Source organism: Bacillus sp. m3-13, from assembly GCF_000175075.1.
GTDB classification, from domain to species: Bacteria; Bacillota; Bacilli; order Bacillales; family Bacillaceae_I; genus Sutcliffiella_A; species Sutcliffiella_A horikoshii_C.
The window spans coordinates 73,059-91,672 of record NZ_ACPC01000015.1 but is presented as its reverse complement, the minus strand read 5'-3'; the positions used below and the strand labels follow the sequence as shown (position 1 = coordinate 91,672).

At 39.4% G+C, this 18,614-nt stretch carries 19 protein-coding genes and 3 pseudogenes; 6 read left to right on the top strand and 16 right to left on the bottom strand.

The window, feature by feature from the left end:
• The first annotated feature begins 96 nt into the window (after positions 1–96).
• Both M313_RS26315 and M313_RS0107295 read left to right on the top strand, forming a co-directional pair.
• Positions 97–285, top strand: a complete 189-nt coding sequence (locus M313_RS26315; RefSeq protein WP_010193786.1) for an ABC-2 family transporter protein — start codon at positions 97–99, stop codon at positions 283–285.
• 3 nt (positions 286–288) lie between these two features.
• Positions 289–1,092 carry an ABC transporter permease gene (locus M313_RS0107295; protein WP_010193783.1) on the top strand — a complete coding sequence of 268 codons (804 nt, stop codon included), beginning with the start codon at positions 289–291 and terminating at the stop codon, positions 1,090–1,092.
• 194 nt (positions 1,093–1,286) lie between these two features.
• Here the strand turns inward: M313_RS0107295 and M313_RS0107290 are convergent, their stop codons facing one another.
• The 4 genes from M313_RS0107290 to M313_RS0107275 form a co-directional block, all read right to left on the bottom strand.
• Positions 1,287–2,039 carry an ABC transporter permease gene (locus tag M313_RS0107290; RefSeq protein WP_010193782.1) on the bottom strand — a complete coding sequence of 251 codons (753 nt, stop codon included), beginning with the start codon at positions 2,037–2,039 and terminating at the stop codon, positions 1,287–1,289.
• Positions 2,036–2,755 carry an ABC transporter ATP-binding protein gene (locus M313_RS0107285; protein ID WP_010193781.1) on the bottom strand — a complete coding sequence of 240 codons (720 nt, stop codon included), beginning with the start codon at positions 2,753–2,755 and terminating at the stop codon, positions 2,036–2,038. Before M313_RS0107285 ends, M313_RS0107290 begins: the two co-directional genes overlap by 4 nt.
• A 101-nt stretch (positions 2,756–2,856) precedes the next feature.
• Positions 2,857–5,028 carry a DNA topoisomerase III gene (locus M313_RS0107280; RefSeq protein ID WP_010193780.1) on the bottom strand — a complete coding sequence of 724 codons (2,172 nt, stop codon included), beginning with the start codon at positions 5,026–5,028 and terminating at the stop codon, positions 2,857–2,859.
• Between the two features lie 103 nt (positions 5,029–5,131).
• Positions 5,132–5,377 (bottom strand): hypothetical protein, encoded by a 246-nt coding sequence (locus M313_RS0107275; RefSeq protein ID WP_010193779.1) that lies wholly within the window; start codon positions 5,375–5,377, stop codon positions 5,132–5,134.
• 197 nt (positions 5,378–5,574) lie between these two features.
• Between M313_RS0107275 and cspD the strand changes: the two genes are divergently transcribed.
• The gene (cspD, locus tag M313_RS0107270; protein WP_010193778.1) at positions 5,575–5,775 is read left to right on the top strand and encodes a cold-shock protein CspD; all 201 of its coding nucleotides are present in this window, start codon (positions 5,575–5,577) and stop codon (positions 5,773–5,775) included.
• Between the two features lie 124 nt (positions 5,776–5,899).
• Positions 5,900–6,181 (top strand): DUF2564 family protein, encoded by a 282-nt coding sequence (locus tag M313_RS0107265; protein WP_010193777.1) that lies wholly within the window; start codon positions 5,900–5,902, stop codon positions 6,179–6,181.
• A gap of 62 nt (positions 6,182–6,243) precedes the next feature.
• On the opposite strand, the gene M313_RS0107260 is transcribed toward M313_RS0107265, so the two are convergent.
• Together M313_RS0107260 and M313_RS0107255 are read right to left on the bottom strand one after the other, a co-directional pair.
• Positions 6,244–6,432 carry a zinc-finger domain-containing protein gene (locus M313_RS0107260; protein WP_010193776.1) on the bottom strand — a complete coding sequence of 63 codons (189 nt, stop codon included), beginning with the start codon at positions 6,430–6,432 and terminating at the stop codon, positions 6,244–6,246.
• Positions 6,433–6,455: 23 nt separating this feature from the next.
• A complete protein-coding gene (locus M313_RS0107255) occupies positions 6,456–7,109 on the bottom strand; it encodes a reverse transcriptase-like protein (RefSeq protein ID WP_010193775.1) in 654 nt (217 codons plus the stop codon).
• Positions 7,110–7,278: 169 nt separating this feature from the next.
• On the opposite strand from M313_RS0107255, the pseudogene M313_RS22955 reads away from it, so the two are divergent.
• Positions 7,279–7,674: pseudogene (locus M313_RS22955) on the top strand (reverse transcriptase-like protein).
• Between the two features lie 626 nt (positions 7,675–8,300).
• On the opposite strand, the gene M313_RS0107240 reads toward M313_RS22955, so the two are convergent.
• Together M313_RS0107240 and M313_RS22950 are read right to left on the bottom strand one after the other, a co-directional pair.
• Positions 8,301–8,573, bottom strand: a complete 273-nt coding sequence (locus M313_RS0107240; RefSeq protein ID WP_010193771.1) for a DUF6123 family protein — start codon at positions 8,571–8,573, stop codon at positions 8,301–8,303.
• Positions 8,574–8,609: 36 nt separating this feature from the next.
• A pseudogene (locus tag M313_RS22950) lies at positions 8,610–9,128 on the bottom strand (divergent PAP2 family protein).
• Positions 9,129–9,224: 96 nt separating this feature from the next.
• Between M313_RS22950 and sspL the strand changes: the two are divergent.
• Positions 9,225–9,365, top strand: a complete 141-nt coding sequence (gene sspL / locus M313_RS0107230) for a small, acid-soluble spore protein L (protein ID WP_010193769.1) — start codon at positions 9,225–9,227, stop codon at positions 9,363–9,365.
• A 29-nt stretch (positions 9,366–9,394) separates the two neighbouring features.
• On the opposite strand, the gene M313_RS0107225 is transcribed toward sspL, so the two are convergent.
• The 8 genes and pseudogenes from M313_RS0107225 to M313_RS0107190 form a co-directional block, all read right to left on the bottom strand.
• Complete coding sequence (locus M313_RS0107225) at positions 9,395–10,264, bottom strand: 5'-3' exonuclease (RefSeq protein ID WP_010193768.1); 870 nt, start codon at positions 10,262–10,264, stop codon at positions 9,395–9,397.
• A 319-nt stretch (positions 10,265–10,583) separates the two neighbouring features.
• The gene (ypzF, locus tag M313_RS26600) at positions 10,584–10,718 is read right to left on the bottom strand and encodes a protein YpzF (protein ID WP_010193767.1); all 135 of its coding nucleotides are present in this window, start codon (positions 10,716–10,718) and stop codon (positions 10,584–10,586) included.
• 73 nt (positions 10,719–10,791) lie between these two features.
• On the bottom strand, positions 10,792–11,631 hold the full coding sequence (locus M313_RS0107215) for a sulfurtransferase (RefSeq protein WP_010193766.1): 840 nt from the start codon (positions 11,629–11,631) through the stop codon (positions 10,792–10,794).
• A 17-nt stretch (positions 11,632–11,648) separates the two neighbouring features.
• Positions 11,649–11,906, bottom strand: a complete 258-nt coding sequence (locus M313_RS0107210) for a DUF2533 family protein (RefSeq protein ID WP_010193765.1) — start codon at positions 11,904–11,906, stop codon at positions 11,649–11,651.
• Positions 11,907–12,103: 197 nt separating this feature from the next.
• Complete coding sequence (locus M313_RS24535; protein ID WP_010193764.1) at positions 12,104–12,850, bottom strand: nucleotidyltransferase domain-containing protein; 747 nt, start codon at positions 12,848–12,850, stop codon at positions 12,104–12,106.
• 12 nt (positions 12,851–12,862) lie between these two features.
• Positions 12,863–16,576, bottom strand: coding sequence for a dynamin family protein (locus tag M313_RS0107200; protein ID WP_234946550.1), 3,714 nt, complete (start codon positions 16,574–16,576; stop codon positions 12,863–12,865).
• Between the two features lie 338 nt (positions 16,577–16,914).
• A pseudogene (locus tag M313_RS22940) lies at positions 16,915–17,474 on the bottom strand (isoprenylcysteine carboxyl methyltransferase family protein).
• Between the two features lie 19 nt (positions 17,475–17,493).
• Positions 17,494–18,573: a type III polyketide synthase gene (locus tag M313_RS0107190; RefSeq protein ID WP_010193758.1), complete on the bottom strand. Its 1,080-nt coding sequence runs from the start codon at positions 18,571–18,573 to the stop codon at positions 17,494–17,496.
• Positions 18,574–18,614 lie beyond the last annotated feature (41 nt).

Here is an 18,614-nt window from a genome sequence, read left to right as displayed (position 1 = left end):
ATGTGTGGGGAGTGAGAGTATTACGTGAAGCTATCGTTAAGTTCTTTTCAGGAGCCCTCATACCACTAACCCTTTTTCCGGGTTGGGTTTCAGGAAGTGAGCAGCTTCCTTCCTTTTCAGTCCATGATCTTCGTACCTGTAGCAATTTACACAGGTCAAATAAACATGGGTCCTGATGCCTTGATTGCCTTTGCAACCCAATTATTTTGGCTTGCCGTCTTATTTGTCGTTGTTCGAGTTGTTTGGACTCAAGCAGTAAAAAAAGTAACTGTGTTTGGAGGATAGCCTATGTGGAAAAAGTGTATACGATATACTTTCTTATACGGAAAATACTTTAGCAATCACTTAAAGGTGATGATGGAGTATAAAGCAGACTTCTTCATCGGCTTGTTCTCGGTCATGGTCCAACAATTCACAGCACTCTTTTTCTTGAAGATTGTGTTTGATCACATAGAAGTCCTAAAAGGCTGGACATTTTATGAAATTCTTTTCATCTATGCCATTGCCTTTTTAGGTCGCTCCATCCATCATATTTTCTTTGACAATTTATGGACGCTTGGATGGCAGTATATAAGATCCGGTAACTTTGACAGGCTACTGCTGAGACCTGTTAACCCCCTTTTTCAAATTGTAGCGGAAAGGGTGCAGCAGGACGGGTTTGGACAATTAATTATAGGTGGCATTGTTTTGACGATTGCTAGTGTAAATTTGGAGATTGAATGGACGATTCAGAGTCTGCTATTATTATTTGTTTTCATTATTTCAAGTGGTATCTTATTTGTAGCCATTAATCTGTTTTTCATAACATTTTCATTTTGGATGGTAGACAGTCTTCCTATTGTCGTTTCTGTGTTCCAGTTAAGCGAGTTTGCCAGATACCCTTTGACCATCTATCCAAAGGCTGTCACTTTGATCATTACTTGGCTGATTCCATATGGATTTACTGCTTACTACCCGGCAACCTACTTTTTCGAAAGAGAATCCATGGTTGCGATGGCCCTCATCACCCCCGGTATTGCCGTGCTTTCCTTTGTCATTGCCTACTGGTTCTGGAACAAAGGAATCCGAGCATTTACTAGTACAGGGAGTTAAAGAAAAAGGCAAAAAATTAGTTATTTGTGTATCATCGCTGTTCCTTTCCGCAAATGGCTTCGCTTTCCGCGGGAGGAAGGGACGGGGGAGACCCGCAGGCAAGCGAAGCGCCTGGAACGGAAATCAACTGTTTCTAATACTTTTATATCCTTAAAAAAGCCACTCCAGATGAAGTGGCTTTTTTAACGTTTATTTTACCTCAACCTCATAAGTTGCTTTCTATTGTTAAACAGTGTGGGGTATGACAATAATCCCAGCATGATGCTGGTTACAGAGGCTGTTGTAAGTAATAGAAATACAATTAATAATTGAAATTGAACGGCTTGAATGGGGCTTGCTCCAGCGATAATCTGACCACTCATCATTCCCGGAAGCTGAACAAGTCCAATCGTTTTCTGACTTTCAATCGTTGGAATCATGCTGGCTTTAACTGCCTGTATCAATTGAGTATGTATGGCCTGTTTGGTAGTCCCACCAAGGGAAAGAATCAGGTCAACTTCATCCTCTCTTGCTTCAATCTCAGAAAGGAATCTATTGAGAAAAAGAATGCCAAGCACCATAGAATTACCGATAATCATGCCGCTTATCGGAATGATATACTGTGCAGTTGCCGGAATAATATTGAATCCAATTAATATACCTTGTGTCAGTACTTCAATAAAAATAAATGTGATAGCTACCTTCCAAGCAATCCCTTTAATCGGAGTCTTTTTTCTAGCAACGTTTTGAACGGCAGCCCCAATTATTATCAGTACCATTAAAATGATAAAGAAATATCCTTCTGATTCAAAAACGAACGTCAGTAGATACCCGACGATAAAAAGCTGTATAACAGACCTAATTACAGCGATAATCGTATCTTTTTCTAGATCTAGTCTGAATGTTTTAGAAAGGACGATTGGTATAAGAACAAAAATAAGGGCTATTGCGAGCGTAAAGGAGTTCATTTCAACTCCCCCTTAAGAAATGCTTGTACACGATCGTTCGTTGAGTTTTGGATATCCTGACTTTTCCCTGCTTCTATTAGTTCTCCGTCCATTAAGATCCATGTATAGGTTCCGACTGTTAGAGCCTGATTTAAATTATGGGTAATCCATATTATAGTAGTGCCGTACTTTTTGCTTACTCTTTGAATTAATTCATCAATTTCTCTTTGTGAAGTTTGATCTAAAGAAGAAGTTATCTCATCCAATAGTAACACGTTCGGACGATTCACAAGTGTCCTTGCAATGGATAACTTTTGTCTTTGTCCGCCTGATAGATCTTTCACATTCTGATGTAATTGGCTTTCTTCCAGTCCTACTACATTTAATATGCTGACCGCCTCTTCCTCTTCAAGAGAGCGCTCTTGCAGCCGCAAAGGTAAAGAAAGGTTATCAAAGACTTCTCCGTCAACCATTGGAGCACTTTGAAGGGCGATTCCAACCCGCTTGCGTAGCTCAGTGGGTTCGTATTTATCGAGGTCTTTGCCATTTATTATGATCTCCCCTGATGTAGGAGTCAAAAGACCGTTAAGCATTTTCAACAAAGTGGTTTTACCAGCCCCAGAGGGTCCGACAAAGGTAGTGATTTCCCCTTCAGAAATGTTTCCAGAAATGCCTTTAAGAATAAGTTTTCCCTCAGTTCTGTACTGCACGTCCTTTAACCGTATAGAATCCTTCAACGGTACCCCTCCCATCCTTTTGGTACACATACTATACCCTTGTTTCTAAAAATAAATAAGGCCGAGCATCTAACACTTGACCTTCCATGTAAATTGTAAAATTAAAATACAAATTGCAATTTATCTTCTTTCCATTCCAATGAAGCATTAAATACTTTTTCACCTTTTTTAAATCCCTTAATTTCAGCGGTTCTTCCTTCTGATAAAAGTTTTTTTGCATTTGTTGCAGAAACGGTTTTTCCGAGTATGGTTTTTGAAATGGTGAAATTGCACTTATTTGAATTGTAGTTTGAACATCCGTAGAATGACCCCTTGTCCACTACATCTCCGTCGCACTTTTTACACGCACCCACCTTTGTTCCCACGCCGGCAGAACCACGTCCTTTACGCTTTCCTTTTGAGTATTTAAACTCACTAACATCCATTCCTTCAAAAGACCATTGGCCGCTCTCGTTTTTTGCATCCTCTATCAATTTTATGGACAGTTTTTTGGCCTGTTCCATAAATTCTTCTGGAGATGCTGTACCTTGGCCTATTTCATGCAGTCGTTGCTCCCATTTTGCCGTCATTTCGGGACTTGCTAAAATGCTTGATCCGATCGACTTAATCAGAAGCTTCCCTTTATTTGTAGCAAAAACTTGATTTCGTTTGACATCAATATATTTTCTGTCTTTTAGTACGCCGATTATCCCCGCTCGTGTCGCTTCTGTACCGAGGCCCTCTGTTTTATTTAGAACCTTTGTGAGCTCTCCATCTTCTAGATGTTTACCGGCTGTTTTCATCACTGTGATGAGTTGTCCCTCCGTATAACGTTTAGGAGGCTGGGTCTTCCCTTCTTTCACTTTCACGTCATGTACACTTCCTGTTTCACCTTGTTCTAACGAAGGAAGATCTTGTTCATCTTCATCTGTTTCTTTTTCTTTCTTGTTGCCATATATGACCGTTCGCCATCCTGACTGAACCTCTTCTTTCCCTTTTGAAAGGAATGTGGCGCGACAGTCTACTAGTGTATGTATCGTCGTGTAGTCAAAAATTGCTTTATCATAGTGTGCAGCGATGAGACGCTTAACGATAAGGGAATAAATTTTCTCTTCATCCGGTGACATTTTAGATGGATCTGTCACTTGCTCTGTTGGGATAATTGCATAGTGATCTGTCACTTTTTTCTCATTTACTACTCGTTTATTATTCATGACGGATGAGAATGGAACAGGAAAGTAATCCTTAAATGCGTTAAAAGCACTCAATTTCTGCAAGGTTTCAGGAAACATTCCAGCCTCTTCTTTGGTCACAAAGCTTGAATCAGAACGAGGATAGGAAATGATACCTTTCACATAAAGTTTTTGAGCTACCTCTAATGTTTTTTGCGGAGAAAATTTATAAAGACTATTGGCAGTAGCTTGCAAGGACGAAAGGTTAAAGAGAAATGGTGGCTGAAATTCTTTCCGTTCTTTTTCGATGTTTTCAATTTTCGCCTCTTTTCCTTTACAGAACTGCACAATCTTTTCTGCTAAGTTCGCATCATCGAGCCTTGACTCTTCTTCCTTATGCCATTTACCTTTATACTTCTTTCCATTCATATTGAAGGTCGCGAGCACTTCCCAAAACGGCTTTGAGACAAAGCTTTCGATTTCGAGTTCCCTTTTTACAATCAACGCAAGGGTTGGGGTCTGTACTCTTCCGGTTGAGAAAACATCGGATATGCCTTTTTGTTGTAGGAGCAACGTATACGCTCGTGAAGCATTCATCCCGACCAGCCAATCCGCACAGGATCTACTCAAGGCTTCATAGTATACATTTCTTGTTTCATGCTCTTCTAAAAGGTTATCAAACCCTTTTTGGACGGCCTTTGGAGTCAAAGAGGATATCCACAATCGTTTTAAAGGTTTATGGCAATTGCTCACAAGAAGAATGATACGTATAATCGCCTCTCCTTCCCGTTCTGCATCACCTGCCATAATTACTTCTGTCACCTCAGGATGATGAACTAACTTTTTTACGGTTTGAAATTGCTTCCATTTGGATTTGGTTACTTTGTGTTGGAATTTTTCGGGTATGATTGGGAGAGTTTGCAGGGACCAGCGCTTCCACGCCTTATCGTATTCTTCCGGAGATAACAGTTCACAAAGATGACCAACAGCCCATGTAAGCAAGGCACCTTTAGGGAACATCTGTTGTGGGGGAATCTCCACATAGCCATCCTTTTTCTTGTAGGAAAATGGAGCAGCAAGCTTTAATCCTTGATCTGGCTTTTCAGCAATTATTAATTTCACTACATCTTCCACTCCACTCAATTAAAATAAATGTAGGAAAAGAGTGTGGCTTCCCTTCTCTTTTCCTACATTTATTATAAAAGCAAAACATTTGTTTGTATAGTTACACGGTCACAATATTTTTTCTGGGCACTATGTTCTGGACAGTGATTAACGGATAGGCACTTTGTTGGGTTTCTCCAACTACGAGGTATTCACCAATTTGCAGTGCGAAGGAATCCATAAAATATATGATTTGTAAAGACTCGCGCAAGCTATTGTAAATCGTATCTTCGTCTAATGAGTACAAACATAAATTCGTTTTAATCCGCAATATCATTTCCCTACCTTCAAATTTTGTCCGCAGCATAGCTTATCCCTCCTTTACCTATATATATGATAAGAAAAAGAAAATAAAACAGGTACAAAGTTTGAAACCTTGACTATAATAGAAGAAATATTGTATATTGAAATTGTCATTTAACCGCTTTCTTTTTTAATGGAAATTGGTGATGATAATACAATTTCACGGCACTTTGTGCGCTATTTTTAGGAGGAAAAAGAACAATGCAAAACGGTAAAGTAAAATGGTTCAACAACGAAAAAGGTTTTGGCTTTATTGAAGTAGAAGGTGGAGATGACGTATTTGTACATTTCTCTGCAATCACTGGTGATGGTTTCAAATCTTTAGAAGAAGGCGAAGAAGTTTCTTTTGAAGTCGTTGAAGGAAACCGCGGACCACAAGCTGCTAACGTTACAAAACTTTAATCTAAAGTTGTAAAAACATATATAAAAAAGGGAGAGACCATCAGTTGTTTGATGGTCTCTCTCGTTTTATGTGAATATCTTTTGCCTCTTTTACTCATTCTAAAATAAGAAGGAGGCTGTAAAAATGGACAACCAACAATATAACAACAACACAGAATTACACACAGGATATAATGATTTGTCTCAAGTTCAGGTGTCGATTCAATCTGCAGAAAAAATGGTGGGGTCGGCAACGATGAGCCTTGATCCAGAAGCTATGGATCATGCAGAAAGAGCCATTTCTAACGCTAGATCACTACTTAACGAAGCTAAAAGTGCTGGCACAGGGTTAGATACGGATTTTCTACAAAATTGCGAATTTTCTCTTACCCAATGTGAACATCAGCTTTCTGAAGCACGAAAATAACCGCCTGGATGGGCGGTTTTTTTGTGGTTGTTCAGTAAAAAACCAGCTAGTAAAGCGCTACATTATTTGCGCTCTACTAGCTGGTCTCCTAATTTCTTGATTTCAGCACCTACTGTACATTCACTGATGCAAAATGATTGAGCATGGGTCTTGCCATAGTCTTTACGTAACGTTTGCTTAACCAGGCATTCAGTACAGTACGTATCTAAAATTTCACCAACTTCCAAAAGTATCTTTTTTCGATTAATCATTATTTAGTGTCACTCCTATATGTTCACAATTGCAATTTACTTTCAATTGGTGTTCCTTCTAATGCCTGTTTGGCCAGCTGATGTGCCTCTGTATTATCTTTTCTGCTGACAGGCTCATATATTGGCCTGATTTTAAGTTCTTTCAACTTCTCTTCTATCTTATCAAGCCAACGGTTGAATAGTTCATCATAACACGGCCATTCTCCCGAAAGTTGATTTAAAACGACAAGGGAGTCGCCCTTAAAGGTAACTTCCATCGCACGGATTTCAAGTTGTTCCAATTGTTGGACCAGAAAATAGAACGCTGCATACTCCGCTTCATTGTTCGATTCCAATTCTTCAAGCCTTGCATTAATTCTGTATCTGTAGTCTTTTCTATTTTGATTATAATAAACCACATTTCCGATTCCCGCCAGTTTGGTATCAACGTCGTATCCTCCATCAAAAAAGGCGACAACATCCGAAATACCTATTTCACTCTGCTTAATCCATTTGTTTATTTCTTTTTTGGTCCACTCTGACCCATCCTGATCAAAAAAAGATAGACGTTTTACTCTTCCCGTCTTTTCTATATCTTCAGCAAGCCTAAGAGCGAGCCTAATATCCAGTTCTTCACTTCTAAAAGTGGTTTCAATATGTTTTGGAGTGTGGTAGTGCCATTCTAAAGTTAATTTCATTTTTTGGGTATCCCCTTTACTACTAAGTAATTCTTACTTATACCCCTTAGACGTAAAAAGTATGGGTATTATGGCTTTAATACTTTGTTATTATTGTGTATTCTTATCTTATCACAGGACATATCGAAATATGTTCGTGTAACACTTATTTAATAGGTAGGCGAATGCAATGATTGAAGTATATATTGACGGGGCAAGCGCAGGGGATCCCGGTCCTTCTGGAGCTGGTATATTTATTAAAGGGCATGGGACGGGCTGAACAATACAGTATTCCACTTGGAATGATGTCGAATCATGAAGCAGAATTTCATGCGTTGATTGAAGCGTTGAAAATTTGCACGAAACAAGGCTATCAAATTGTTTTCTTTTCGAACAGACTCTCAAGCGGTGGAGAGTGCGATGGAAAAGCGCTTTGCAAAAAAGCAACAATACCGTGTGCTGTTGGAGGAAGCTTTGCGCCTGTCCGATCAGCTTGATTTATTTTTTTATAAAATGGGTACCGAGCAAAGAGAATAAAGTGGCTGATGAGTTGTCGAGGAAGGCGATTCAGCTTAATAATAAGTGATAGTATGGTGGGTTCTGGGGAGTTGCTTCAGGCGTTGAGACGGCTTCTCTCTTACCGTTTTGGGTTTTTGGCGAGCTGCTTCCGGCGTTGAGACGGCTTCTCTGGTACCTTTTTGGGTTTTTGGCGAGCTGCTTCGGGCGTTGAGACGGCTTCTCTGGTACCGTTTTGGGTTTTGGCGAGTTGCTTCAGGCGTTGAGACGGCTTCTCTGTTACCGTTTTAGGTTTCTGGCGAGCTGCTTCCGGCGTTGAGACGGCTTCTCTGTTACCGTTTTGGGTTCTGGCGAGTTGCTTCGGGCGTATAAAACCCCTCTATCTTACCAAACAGCCTTTTTCCGAGCTGTTTCGGGCGTATAGAACCCCTCTATCTTACCAAACAGCCTTTTACCATGCTGCTTCGGGCGTATAGAACCCCTCTATCTTACCAAACAGCCTTTTCCGAGCTGTTTCGGGCGTATAGAACCCCTCTATCTTACCAAACAGCCTTTTACCATGCTGCTTCAGGTGTATAGAACCCCCCTATTTTACCAAACAACCTTTTTCCTAACTGCTTCGGGCATATAGAATAAGTCATTCAATTAACTCCCGTTACAACCAAAAAACTTTCCCAACAAAATCAGGAAAGTCCTCTAAATAATCTTCTTTTCCTTAGCCAATTCAAAAGCAGCATGCTTAGTATGGACTTGTTCCTGTTTGATCATCTCCAAAAATGATACAAAGAAACTTCCATCAAATTGCTTTTGGGCTTTTAGCGTAATCTCAATGGCTATGTTTACTAAGTAGTCTGAGCTATCTGTATAGTGCTTTCCAAATTCTATAAAACCAAGAGAATCTTCTCCGAATTTAAAGCCTTTTGCGGTAAGTTGTTGAAGGTAATCTTCTGTACTCCATGATTTGTTCATGTCTATCCATCCTTTTGTTCGTCCCCTTCCTCAATTTTACCGCAAAATTTGTCGTTTGCCCATCAAAGTTTGTCCCAAAGTTCCAATTTTTTCTTTTTTAGGCAACAGGCGCATTCCTAAAAAAGCGAGAGCAATTCCGAATAAAGCCCCACCAACTACTTCCTCCGGTTGATGCCCCAACCCGTTCTTTCAGACGCTTTTCCAATTTATCATGCACATTCTCATCAGGTTTTCCCTCAAGTCTATCCAGCTTTTCAGCAAGATCATTTACCGCAAGAGTAATTTCACCTGTTTGTCTTCTGACTCCTTGTGCATCATACATTACGATGAGGCCGAATATGGTGGAAAGCGCAAAATCGATTGTTTTAAATCCCCCTTTTTAAAGCAATAATGGTGGCTAATGCAGATACACCAGCAGAATGTGAACTTGGCATTCCTCCTGTTTCAAAGAAAGTACTCCATTCCCATTTGCCTGTTCTAAAAAAATTTTATTGGAATCTTAAGGAATTGTGCCAACGTAATTGCACTTAAAGCAATTTTAAGTGGTCGGTTCAAACTAATCACCTCTTGTGTAGTTTGAGTAAATCTGAACTTCACAATGCAACATAATTTTTAGCTGAAAAAGGAAAACTACTAACGGAGGTGAGAAGCATGAGTAGAAATAAGTCTGCCAACAGAGGTAAAAAAGCACCTGGAGTTAACCCTCAAGGTTACGGTCAAGATGCGGAATTTGCGCAGGAAGTAAATTCTAAGCTTGAAAATAAAGCGAAAAAAGATAATACAAAACGTTAAAAAAGAGAAGATGACTTGCTCATCTTCTCTTAACAAACTTTATCTATAAACCCATGTAAGTTCTTGAATTCCAGCTCATCGAATTTACTAGCGACCTTGTTTCGATCAATCGTGATGGTGGCATCATGTAATTCGCAATAAACCGGTACATCACACTTAATTGTTGCAAGTTCCCTTGACAGGTGCAACAATTCCAAGCTGTCTTCAAATTTCTGACGTTGACTTTTCGTAAGAGCTGACAGGTTTTCTAAGATCCCGTCTACTGTCTGATACTCCATCAACAATTTTGTAGCAGTCTTTTCTCCAACACCTTTAACTCCAGGGTAGTTATCACTGCTGTCCCCCATAATGGCTTTAAGGTCAATGAGTTGTTGCGGTGTAAGGCCTTTTTTCTCATAGAAGCCATTTTCGTCTAAAACTTCATAGTTGCCATAACCTTTCATTAACAACGCTACTTTAATATTTGGTTTGATCAACTGCAAAACGTCTTGGTCACCAGTCAGAATGATGACTTCCGCTTCTTCTCGATAAAGTTCTGCAAGGGTTCCTAAGCAGTCATCTGCTTCAAAGCCTGCAAGTCCGATATTTGGAATGTCGAACGCCTCTACCACTTCTTTAACTAGATCAAATTGAGGAATCAACTCTTGTGGAGGAGCTGGTCTGTTTGCTTTATAGTCATCAAACATTTCTGTGCGAAACGTCTTGCTTCCCATGTCCCAGCAGCAGACAACATGTGTCGGCTCGAACGTTTCCATGGAAGTAATCATATGTTTAACAAATCCCTGAATAGCATTCGTTGGGATTCCGTTGGATGTATACATGAAGCGATTATAAACACTGGTTGCGAAAAAAGAACGGAATAATAAAGCCATTCCATCTATCAGTAATACTTTTTTCAAAAGAACACTCCCTCTCTTATTCCGTTTCTGATTATAGCATAAATCAGGGTATGTGGACAGGTACTCATAGATAGACGGTAAAGGACAAATAGTCAAAAAAAATACTGAATTAGTCATATAAGCAGGTGAATTAATCAAAAAATCCCTTTCAATTAGTCAAAAAATCACTCGAATTTATCGAAAATCCATTTATTTCCTTAGTTTTCAAAGGATTTATGTAGGTGCAAAGCAAATATTACCTGAAACACTGTTCCATTTAATAAAAAAACTGCCCAAAGTCAAATAAGAGACCTTTGGACAGCGTTTTATTACTTAGAAACTATTGGTTCTTCTTATTTGTCATTTTGGCTGCTTCGTATTCCGCATAAGAAGCAAACTCTGAATCCATATTGCCTTTTTGTTTAGCGTTGTTGTTACGCTGTGCATTGGCATTTCCTTTTTTCGTACGTCCCATTCTAAATCTCCTCCTTCATATGGTGAATCTCTTATAGTTTGTGCAAGAGGAAACCATTTCAGTGAGGGTAAATTTAGTTCTTTATTTTAGAAATTGGGTTGTCTGTGTAACTTATCCAGTCACTCCAGCTACCGGCATAAAGCTTTACTTTTTCATAACCTGCTTCTGTAAGGGCCAGAAAAGTCGGGCAGGCAGTGACACCGGAACCGCAGTAGACGATAATTTCCTTAGATGGATCAAGATTAGAAAATCTTTCTTTCAACTCTTCCGTATTTTTCCAAATTCCATTCTCTATATTCTCCATCCAGAAAAAGTTAAGAGCTCCAGGAATGTGACCGGCAACCTTATCAATTGGTTCTTCTACTCCCTTGTAACGGTTAGGCTCTCTTGCATCAAGAAGGTATGCGGCACCACTTTCAAAGGCAGATAGTTGAGATTTGACATCATCCATCCCAGTTATCAAATCTTCTACCACTTTAAACGTAAAAGTACCACGCTTTTCTTGTCTAGGCACTTCAGCTGTTACAGGATAACCTTGCTTCATCCATTGACTGTAGCCACCATTCATAATCCAAACATCCTCATGACCTAAAACTTTTAGCAAAAACCACAGCCTTGAGGCCATCGCACCGTTCTGGTCATCATAAATAAGTACCTTGCCACCATCATGGACCCCAATATTTTCTAGCTTAGAATGAAGTTCCTGGAAATCTGGTAGCGGATGTCTGCCCCCATGTTTACCGATTGCACTGGATAAATCTTTATTTAAGTCCATATAATGTGCCCCTGGGATGTGATGATCGTTATATTCCGCACGGCCCTTATCAGGTGCGGGAAGATGGAAGCGACAATCAATGACCGTGAGATGGTTTAAGTGCTCCATCACCCAATTTACCGATACAATATGTTTCATGCTTTCCCCTCCGCATGTTAGTTACTTCTAGAAACAAATTCCTCTACCATTTCTTTAGTTACCAGTTGTCTTTGAGGTGCAATTCCTTTTCGAGCAAGTTCGTTTATTCTTTTGGTTACCTCGTTAATTTTTTCGGTTGTATATGGTTTCTTTTGACGGCAAAGTACGATGGCCTCTTCTATGTATGCTTCTCTTTGATGCTCAAGTTGTAAAAAATTCATGACTACTTGATTTTGTTTTCTTGAATGTTCACTTATCGCTTTATGTACGCTCATGGTTGTTCCTCCAATGTATCTGTTCTTTTTTCATTAATTGTATTATGTTCTCTTTCGGTTGCCAACAATCAAATTTATAATGCGGCTTTGTTTCAAAACCAAGTCTACTGCAACGGTAAGTGGAATGAGTATCTAATTTTATCACTTGATAATGTTTACAGGTAGCACAAGCATGAAATCTGTTAACTTTTGTGATCTCACTCACCTTCTATTCCTAACTGTTGAAAAAAAAATCCCTCTAATACGGAGAGTTTCACCTTTCCTTCTTCTAGGTGGACCATTAACTCTTCAGAAGCAGTAATAAAATTACTTACCTTTGCAAAAAGTTGTGAAATGAGTGGAATATCGGTTACTTCTTCTCCAGTCTTCAAGCTAAATAAAAGAGATAATTCTTCATTGGTAAATGTGTTGCTATTTTTAATAAGATGTTGAAATTCGATGGTTGCGAACTCTTCATTGTGTATAACCTGCTCTAACATCAAAGAGGCCCGGACGGCATGAACAAGGTGAGAAGCGACATTCTTTTTTCTCCATGCATGAAGATTGTTCTTTGCCATGTTCGCATAATGAAATGCAAGGACTTTTCTGGAGTAATCTTTTAAAATTATGTCATTTAAAGGAAGCATGGCAACATCCAACTCCCTATATACAATAGGAGATAGCATCCATTCATATAAAGAGGGATTGGATTTGCCAGCCAATAACAATGCCTTCTTCAGGTCCCAGCCCTGAATGTCGTACATGTCATCTTCTTGGGAAATGGTATCTTCCTTCTTCCTCAAAGAAAGGTAATCTTTAAGGGGAGCAATATAGATGAACCTGATATCAAAATCACTGCTTTCAGTAGCAAGACCATATGCCCTACTACCCGCTTCACAAGCATAAAGGATCTTCACATTATGTTTTAATTCTAAACTTGTCAGTCTATCCTCTACCCGGTTCACCTGTTCTCCTCCTTAATTTTTATTCTGTTGTATTTGTTGTAGAACACGTTCTAATTGAGGAATGTCCTGTTCTTGTTCAAGTGCTGACTGCATTCCTTCATAATAGTCCTCAAGCTGTCTCAAGATATACTTTTTGACTTCATCAAGAGAATTCTCCAGTTCTACTTTATAATGATGAGTTAGTTCCTGTGAACTTTCCTTTAAGTAAAAGTCCATTAAAGGAGACAGTTGATCCTCTAGGAACTGGGCCATCTTTTGTTTTTCGTTTTTCTCGAAAAATGCTTTCGAATTTCGGTAGTGGCCTAAAGTTTGTTTCTCGAGTTTTGTAGAGATGGAAGGAAAAGAACTTTCCACTTTAAAAGGTGTAAACTCCTCTGCCTCCAACATACGCAGGGAAAGTTGAGATTCCAGCTTTTGTGCCTCCGCTTCCAACTCCTTTTGCCAGGAGTTCAAGCTCTTACGGATAAAGTTCTCTGTCCGCACAGTAGTTGCTCTGACTTCTTGGGAAAGATTGTGAAAAATGTCTGTTACAAGTTCATTCAGGCAACGGATAAGTTGTTCCTTCATATTCCGTCCGTCCTCCCTGATCACTGCAGGGTTGAAACTTTCTTTAAAGAAATCAGAAAATCGTAATAATGTTCGTTGCTTAATGTAATAAACTAATTCGTTAACCTCTTGCTCAAGCAACGTATAAAAACTTTCCGTTGCGTACCCTTCAATGTAACCTGCTAGCTTGACTTTGTTAGTGCTATACTGAAGTTGTAATTTTTCCTTTTCCTCAGACCCAAGTTTAGCCTGTTGGACAAAATGTTCAAACAAAGCCACTGCTCGGTTCAGATCCGATTGAGCTGCATGGAGACTCATCTCAACCAAGTCAGACTGAATGAAGTCTGAAAATGCATTTTCAAAATCAATCATCAAAGAGCTTTCTAAAAATGGATGTTCAAATGTGCGGTTTTCTTTTTCCTTCAGTGCAAGCAGACTTGAAACTGGATACAATCTTGGATGACGAATTCCATAAGCAGTCAATTGATCTTCCACATAGTCACATACGAGTTCAAGTTCTTCCTCATTATTTGCAAGATCTGCTGCATTAACAAGAAAGAACATCTTATCCATGGCAAAAGCGTCTTTTACCCTGCCAAGTTGAATCAAGAATTCCCTGTCTGCTTTTGAAAAAGCATGCTGGTAATAGGTGACAAAGAGAATCGCATCAGCATTCTTAATATAATCAAACGAAACATCGGTATGCCTAGCATTGATAGAGTCCGCTCCAGGTGTATCCACCAATGTCAGCCCCTGTCTTGTAAATGGGCAGTCATAAAACACTTCAATCCATTCCACAAAACAGGATTTCTCTTCTTGTGCGACATAAGCTTCAAACTCATCTAGTGTCACTTGTTGGAGCGTTCCCAATTTCGTTTTCATTTCCTCCCAACCTGTTAAGAAGGCCTTTAGAAAATGAAAATGTGTCTTCTTGTTGGCATCCAGCTCAAGATGCTCATTTTTAGATATCATGCTCTTGATTGCCGGAACGGCTTTTTCAAGACCCAAAACTTCCATATTGAAAATCTGTAAAGCCTGTTTGACATCCTGAACCAGTTGTTCTGTTGTCTTCATTTGTACACAAACCGTTCCATGAGGATGATCCTTCGTTACAGGAGAGATTTTGTTGATGGATGCAGTTGTTGGATTTGGGGAAACAGGCAGCACCTTTTCTCCGAATAAAGCATTAGCAAGAGAAGATTTACCTGCACTGAATGCACCAAATAACGCAACTGTAAAGGTCTGGTTTTCGATTTTCCCTGCTCTTTTTTTCAAGTCATTAACAATCGTTTGAAACCCGTGTATCCCCTTTAAAGAGCTTGCTGTCTCATTAAGTCCCTTTACTAATTTTACGGGGTCATTCTGGTTTAATGAATCTTGAGTGCCTTCTTGTTTTTGAACGTCCTCTTTTTGCTTACTTATCGAGGAAGGCAATTCATCTCCGCGAACTTTTTTATAAGAACGGTTCAGATATTTGGTAATAAGGTTTTCTGTTTCAGTTTGACCTAAAGTCGCTATGGTCTTAACTAAAATACTGTTAAGCTCTTCGTATTGCTGTTCAAGTTCCATATGAAGCATTGTTATCGCTTCTTGGGCATGATGTACTGCTTCTAATTTCTCCACTTCCACCGTTAATTCTTTTGTGCTTTCTTGCATTTGCTCTTCCAGTCTCTCAAAGTAATCTTCCATCAGTCTTTGTACTCGTTTTTGGTATTCTAACTTGATGGAATGAGCTAAATCTTTAGTATAATGCAATACGGCATTGCCGGTATGGCCAGCACCAGGTTTTACATGGCTGGCAACAAACTCTTCCGAAATAGGAACAGTCAGCTCTTGAACTTTATCAAAAGTCGCGGGTGTATAAAAGTTTTGATCTTTTAGAAAGGTAATAATATGTTCATGAATGAACTTTTCCACCTGTGTTTTCACACGCTCGCCTAAATCACTTCGAAAAACGGCACTTCTTAATTCACGCTCTTCTTGCGTTTTCTTTCCTGCAAACAGAAGGCCCACCTTAAACCCTTTTTGTTGCGATTCGAGATAGCGTTCAGCCAGCTCCCTCATCTCAAATGGTGTGATATTGGCATTTTCCAAGATCCGCTTTGTTTGATTGATAAAATCCTCTTTCGCTTCAGCTGTTTCAGTATGGATGGTCGTTAGTTTATCTTTTTTAATTCTTAACGTTTCACCAACATATTTTGGCAGGTCCCCTACAGAGTGAATGGTATGCTCATGGCGCTCCATTTCCTCTGCCCTTTGATCGAGTTGCCATTCTTTATGTTCATCCATTACTTGAATGAGCGCTCGCTCGATCGTTTTTGGCAGGATATCCAACTTGTCTTGTCTAAGGATTTGAAGCGTTTCTTTTACAATCGAAAGATCGTTAAGAGGATGGCTGGTTTCTTTTAAGCTCGTAAAATAGATGCTTGCAGGTATAATCCCCCAATCCCCAAAAGACTCCATTATTCTCTCATTGTATGTGGCAAACGGGATTTCTTCTTCCCGATGCTTATCAATTTGATTAACAATTAAATAGATCTTTTTTTCCTTGTCTTGAAGTTCTTTAATAAACTTGAGGTTTACCTCAGACTGGACGTGATTGTAATCCATCACATAAAAAATGACGTCTGCCAAATGCAAGGCTGATTCTGTGGAAATGCGGTGCGCATCATCTGTAGAATCCACCCCTGGAGTGTCTAAAATGACCATATCAGAAGGAAGTTTTTCAAACGGATATTGATACTCAACGGCTTCTACTTGGTCTCCGTTTTTACAATACGCTTTAACATGTTCAAATGAGACTGGCGGTAGAATCTCGAGTGATTCTCCCTCAAAAAAATGAACATGGGCAAGCTCTTCCCCATTTTTTATTTGGACAACATTGGCGGAAGTTGGAATAGGACTGGCCGGCAGAATTGCCTCCTCCAATATCTCATTGATAAAGGATGACTTCCCGGCTGAAAAATGTCCGCAAAAAGCTATACTTAATTCCTTTGTTGTATGTTTATGTAAAAGTTCTGCCACTTTTCTGGCACTTTTTTGATCACCGCGATGGTGCAGCTTATCTAGCACTAGCTGCAATTTTATTTGGAGTTGACTTGTCTCCTGTACTTGCTGCTGAATCTGCTGTTTTGGATTGTTTGATCCCATTTCTACTGTCCCCTTAGTTGTGTGTATCATTTCTCCGCTTCTTAAGTCTATTTTACTTGATGTTGCAGTATTTTCCCACATAAGACACCTTATTTATTAATATTTTTGTTCAAGAAACTTGTGCATGGTTTCGATTAGGCAATTTTATAAAAAAAGGGCCTCCTACATGTATGAATGTAGCAGACCCTGTATGTATTATTTTATTGATCTTGGCTCACATGTATGCTGTAAAACAACTTTCATTAAAACCGAATATGCTACCACAGTCGTACCAATCAACAATAATGTCATGTTGGTATGTCCCCCTCGTTGATAGTGATAATTATTATCATAATCATATCAGCTTATAATCCAATTGACAATGACTTTCATTCAGATTCTTTCTGAAAAGTTGGAGAAAACCGATTTCGGTCCTCCATATATGTGGCATAGTTGGTTGTCAATTCAGCTAATGCCCTTTCTTCAAGGGGAATCCGTACACTTAATATCCAAGCGTTTAGAATGGTAAAAGCAATGGCAGTGTAAAGTGCATGGAACATTAAGGGTATTAACAGAATTTCTAACACGACAATCGTATAGTTAGGATGGCGTAAAAACTTGTAAGGGCCTGTTTTCACTATGGATGCATCTGGCAAGATCAGTACCTTTGTGTTCCAATACTTACCTAGTGACTGTATAGACCATACTCGAAGGGATTGTGTCATGATAAACAGACTGAGGATTGCCGGCCAAAAAGGACTTAGTGTTCGGTCGAACAATATGACCTCCAATAAAAAACAAAGTTAAAAAAGTAACATGCAGACTGACCATGTATTTGTAATGCTCTTTGCCGTATTCTTTAGCACCCATTGATCTAAACCATTTTTCATTTTTTCCTTGCAATACCAAGTTCCACCACCCTTTGTGTGACGATAAAAGCAAAAAACAAATGCGAAAATCATGGTACCTCACTCCCATTCTAGTAATAACATTTCGGAACTGAAACCCGGTCCAAGTGCAGCTGCAATCCCTTTCTCCCCTTTTTCCGGACTCTTTTCCATGATTTCCTTTAACACATACAGGACAGTTGCAGAAGACATATTGCCGTATTCTTTTAACACCTGTAAGGAGGTATCCAGCTTTTCTGCCTCTAACCCTAAACACGATTGGTATGCTTCCAATACCTTTTTTCCACCAGGATGTAAAACAAAATGGTCCAGTTCTTCTAGTTTTACGTGATGGTTATCTAGGATCCTTGTGACATTAGGTGCCAGCCAGTTTGAGATGATAACAGGGATATCTCTGGAGAATACGACATACAGTCCTTCATTCTTAATCTCCCAGCCCATCACGTCTTCTGAATTCTCCATCAACGTAGACTGACTTCCTAGCACTTTAGGATAAGGCCCTTTACTATCTATCTGCACCTCATCTCCAACCATGAGTACACAGGCAATGCCATCTGCAAAAAGGGAGGTTCCTACTAGATTGCTTTTCGAACGGTCATTTTTCTGAAAGGTAAGACTGCAAAGTTCCACACATAATACAAGTACCTTGGCTTTTGGAAAGGCTAGACAATATTCATATGCTCTAGAAAGTCCCGCAGCTCCGCCAGCACAACCAAGTCCCCAGATTGGTATTCTTTTTGTGTATGGTGAAAACGGAAGGATATTCATGATTCTAGCTTCAATGCTTGGTGTGGACATTCCAGTAGTAGATATATAAAAAATAGCTTCAATATCTTCATATGCTATGGTTTGTGAGAGTGTAGCAGTGTTGTGTAAACATGCATTTATTGCCTCTGCTCCATACGCAACTGCCTCTGTTATGTATATATCATTTTTCTCTTGCAATGTATGCGGTTCCCTGAACCACTCAACATCTCTCGCAAAATGCCGTTTTTCTATTTGGCCATTCTGAAAGACAGTAAGGAGGCGATTAATATCTTTAAAAGACTCTTGGAATAGTTCTTTAGCAAATTCAACTACCGTATCTTGTTGGATTGGATATTTGGGAATGGACGTTCCAACAGACAATATTTTTGGCATAATTCGAGCACCTCATCCGGATTGGTACTGTTACTTTTTCC

Excerpts from the sequence above, each read along its gene's own strand:
- M313_RS0107295 (WP_010193783.1), top strand. The coding sequence starts at position 289 with ATGTGGAAAAAGTGTATACGATATACTTTCTTATACGGAAAATACTTT.
- M313_RS0107290 (WP_010193782.1), bottom strand. The coding sequence starts at position 2,039 with ATGAACTCCTTTACGCTCGCAATAGCCCTTATTTTTGTTCTTATACCA.
- M313_RS0107275 (WP_010193779.1), bottom strand. The coding sequence starts at position 5,377 with ATGCTGCGGACAAAATTTGAAGGTAGGGAAATGATATTGCGGATTAAA.
- cspD (WP_010193778.1), top strand. The coding sequence starts at position 5,575 with ATGCAAAACGGTAAAGTAAAATGGTTCAACAACGAAAAAGGTTTTGGC.
- M313_RS0107265 (WP_010193777.1), top strand. The coding sequence starts at position 5,900 with ATGGACAACCAACAATATAACAACAACACAGAATTACACACAGGATAT.
- M313_RS0107260 (WP_010193776.1), bottom strand. The coding sequence starts at position 6,432 with ATGATTAATCGAAAAAAGATACTTTTGGAAGTTGGTGAAATTTTAGAT.
- M313_RS0107255 (WP_010193775.1), bottom strand. The coding sequence starts at position 7,109 with ATGAAATTAACTTTAGAATGGCACTACCACACTCCAAAACATATTGAA.
- M313_RS0107240 (WP_010193771.1), bottom strand. The coding sequence starts at position 8,573 with ATGAACAAATCATGGAGTACAGAAGATTACCTTCAACAACTTACCGCA.
- sspL (WP_010193769.1), top strand. The coding sequence starts at position 9,225 with ATGAGTAGAAATAAGTCTGCCAACAGAGGTAAAAAAGCACCTGGAGTT.
- ypzF (WP_010193767.1), bottom strand. The coding sequence starts at position 10,718 with ATGGGACGTACGAAAAAAGGAAATGCCAATGCACAGCGTAACAACAAC.
- M313_RS0107215 (WP_010193766.1), bottom strand. The coding sequence starts at position 11,631 with ATGAAACATATTGTATCGGTAAATTGGGTGATGGAGCACTTAAACCAT.
- M313_RS0107210 (WP_010193765.1), bottom strand. The coding sequence starts at position 11,906 with ATGAGCGTACATAAAGCGATAAGTGAACATTCAAGAAAACAAAATCAA.
- M313_RS0107200 (WP_234946550.1), bottom strand. The coding sequence starts at position 16,576 with ATGATACACACAACTAAGGGGACAGTAGAAATGGGATCAAACAATCCA.
- M313_RS0107190 (WP_010193758.1), bottom strand. The coding sequence starts at position 18,573 with ATGCCAAAAATATTGTCTGTTGGAACGTCCATTCCCAAATATCCAATC.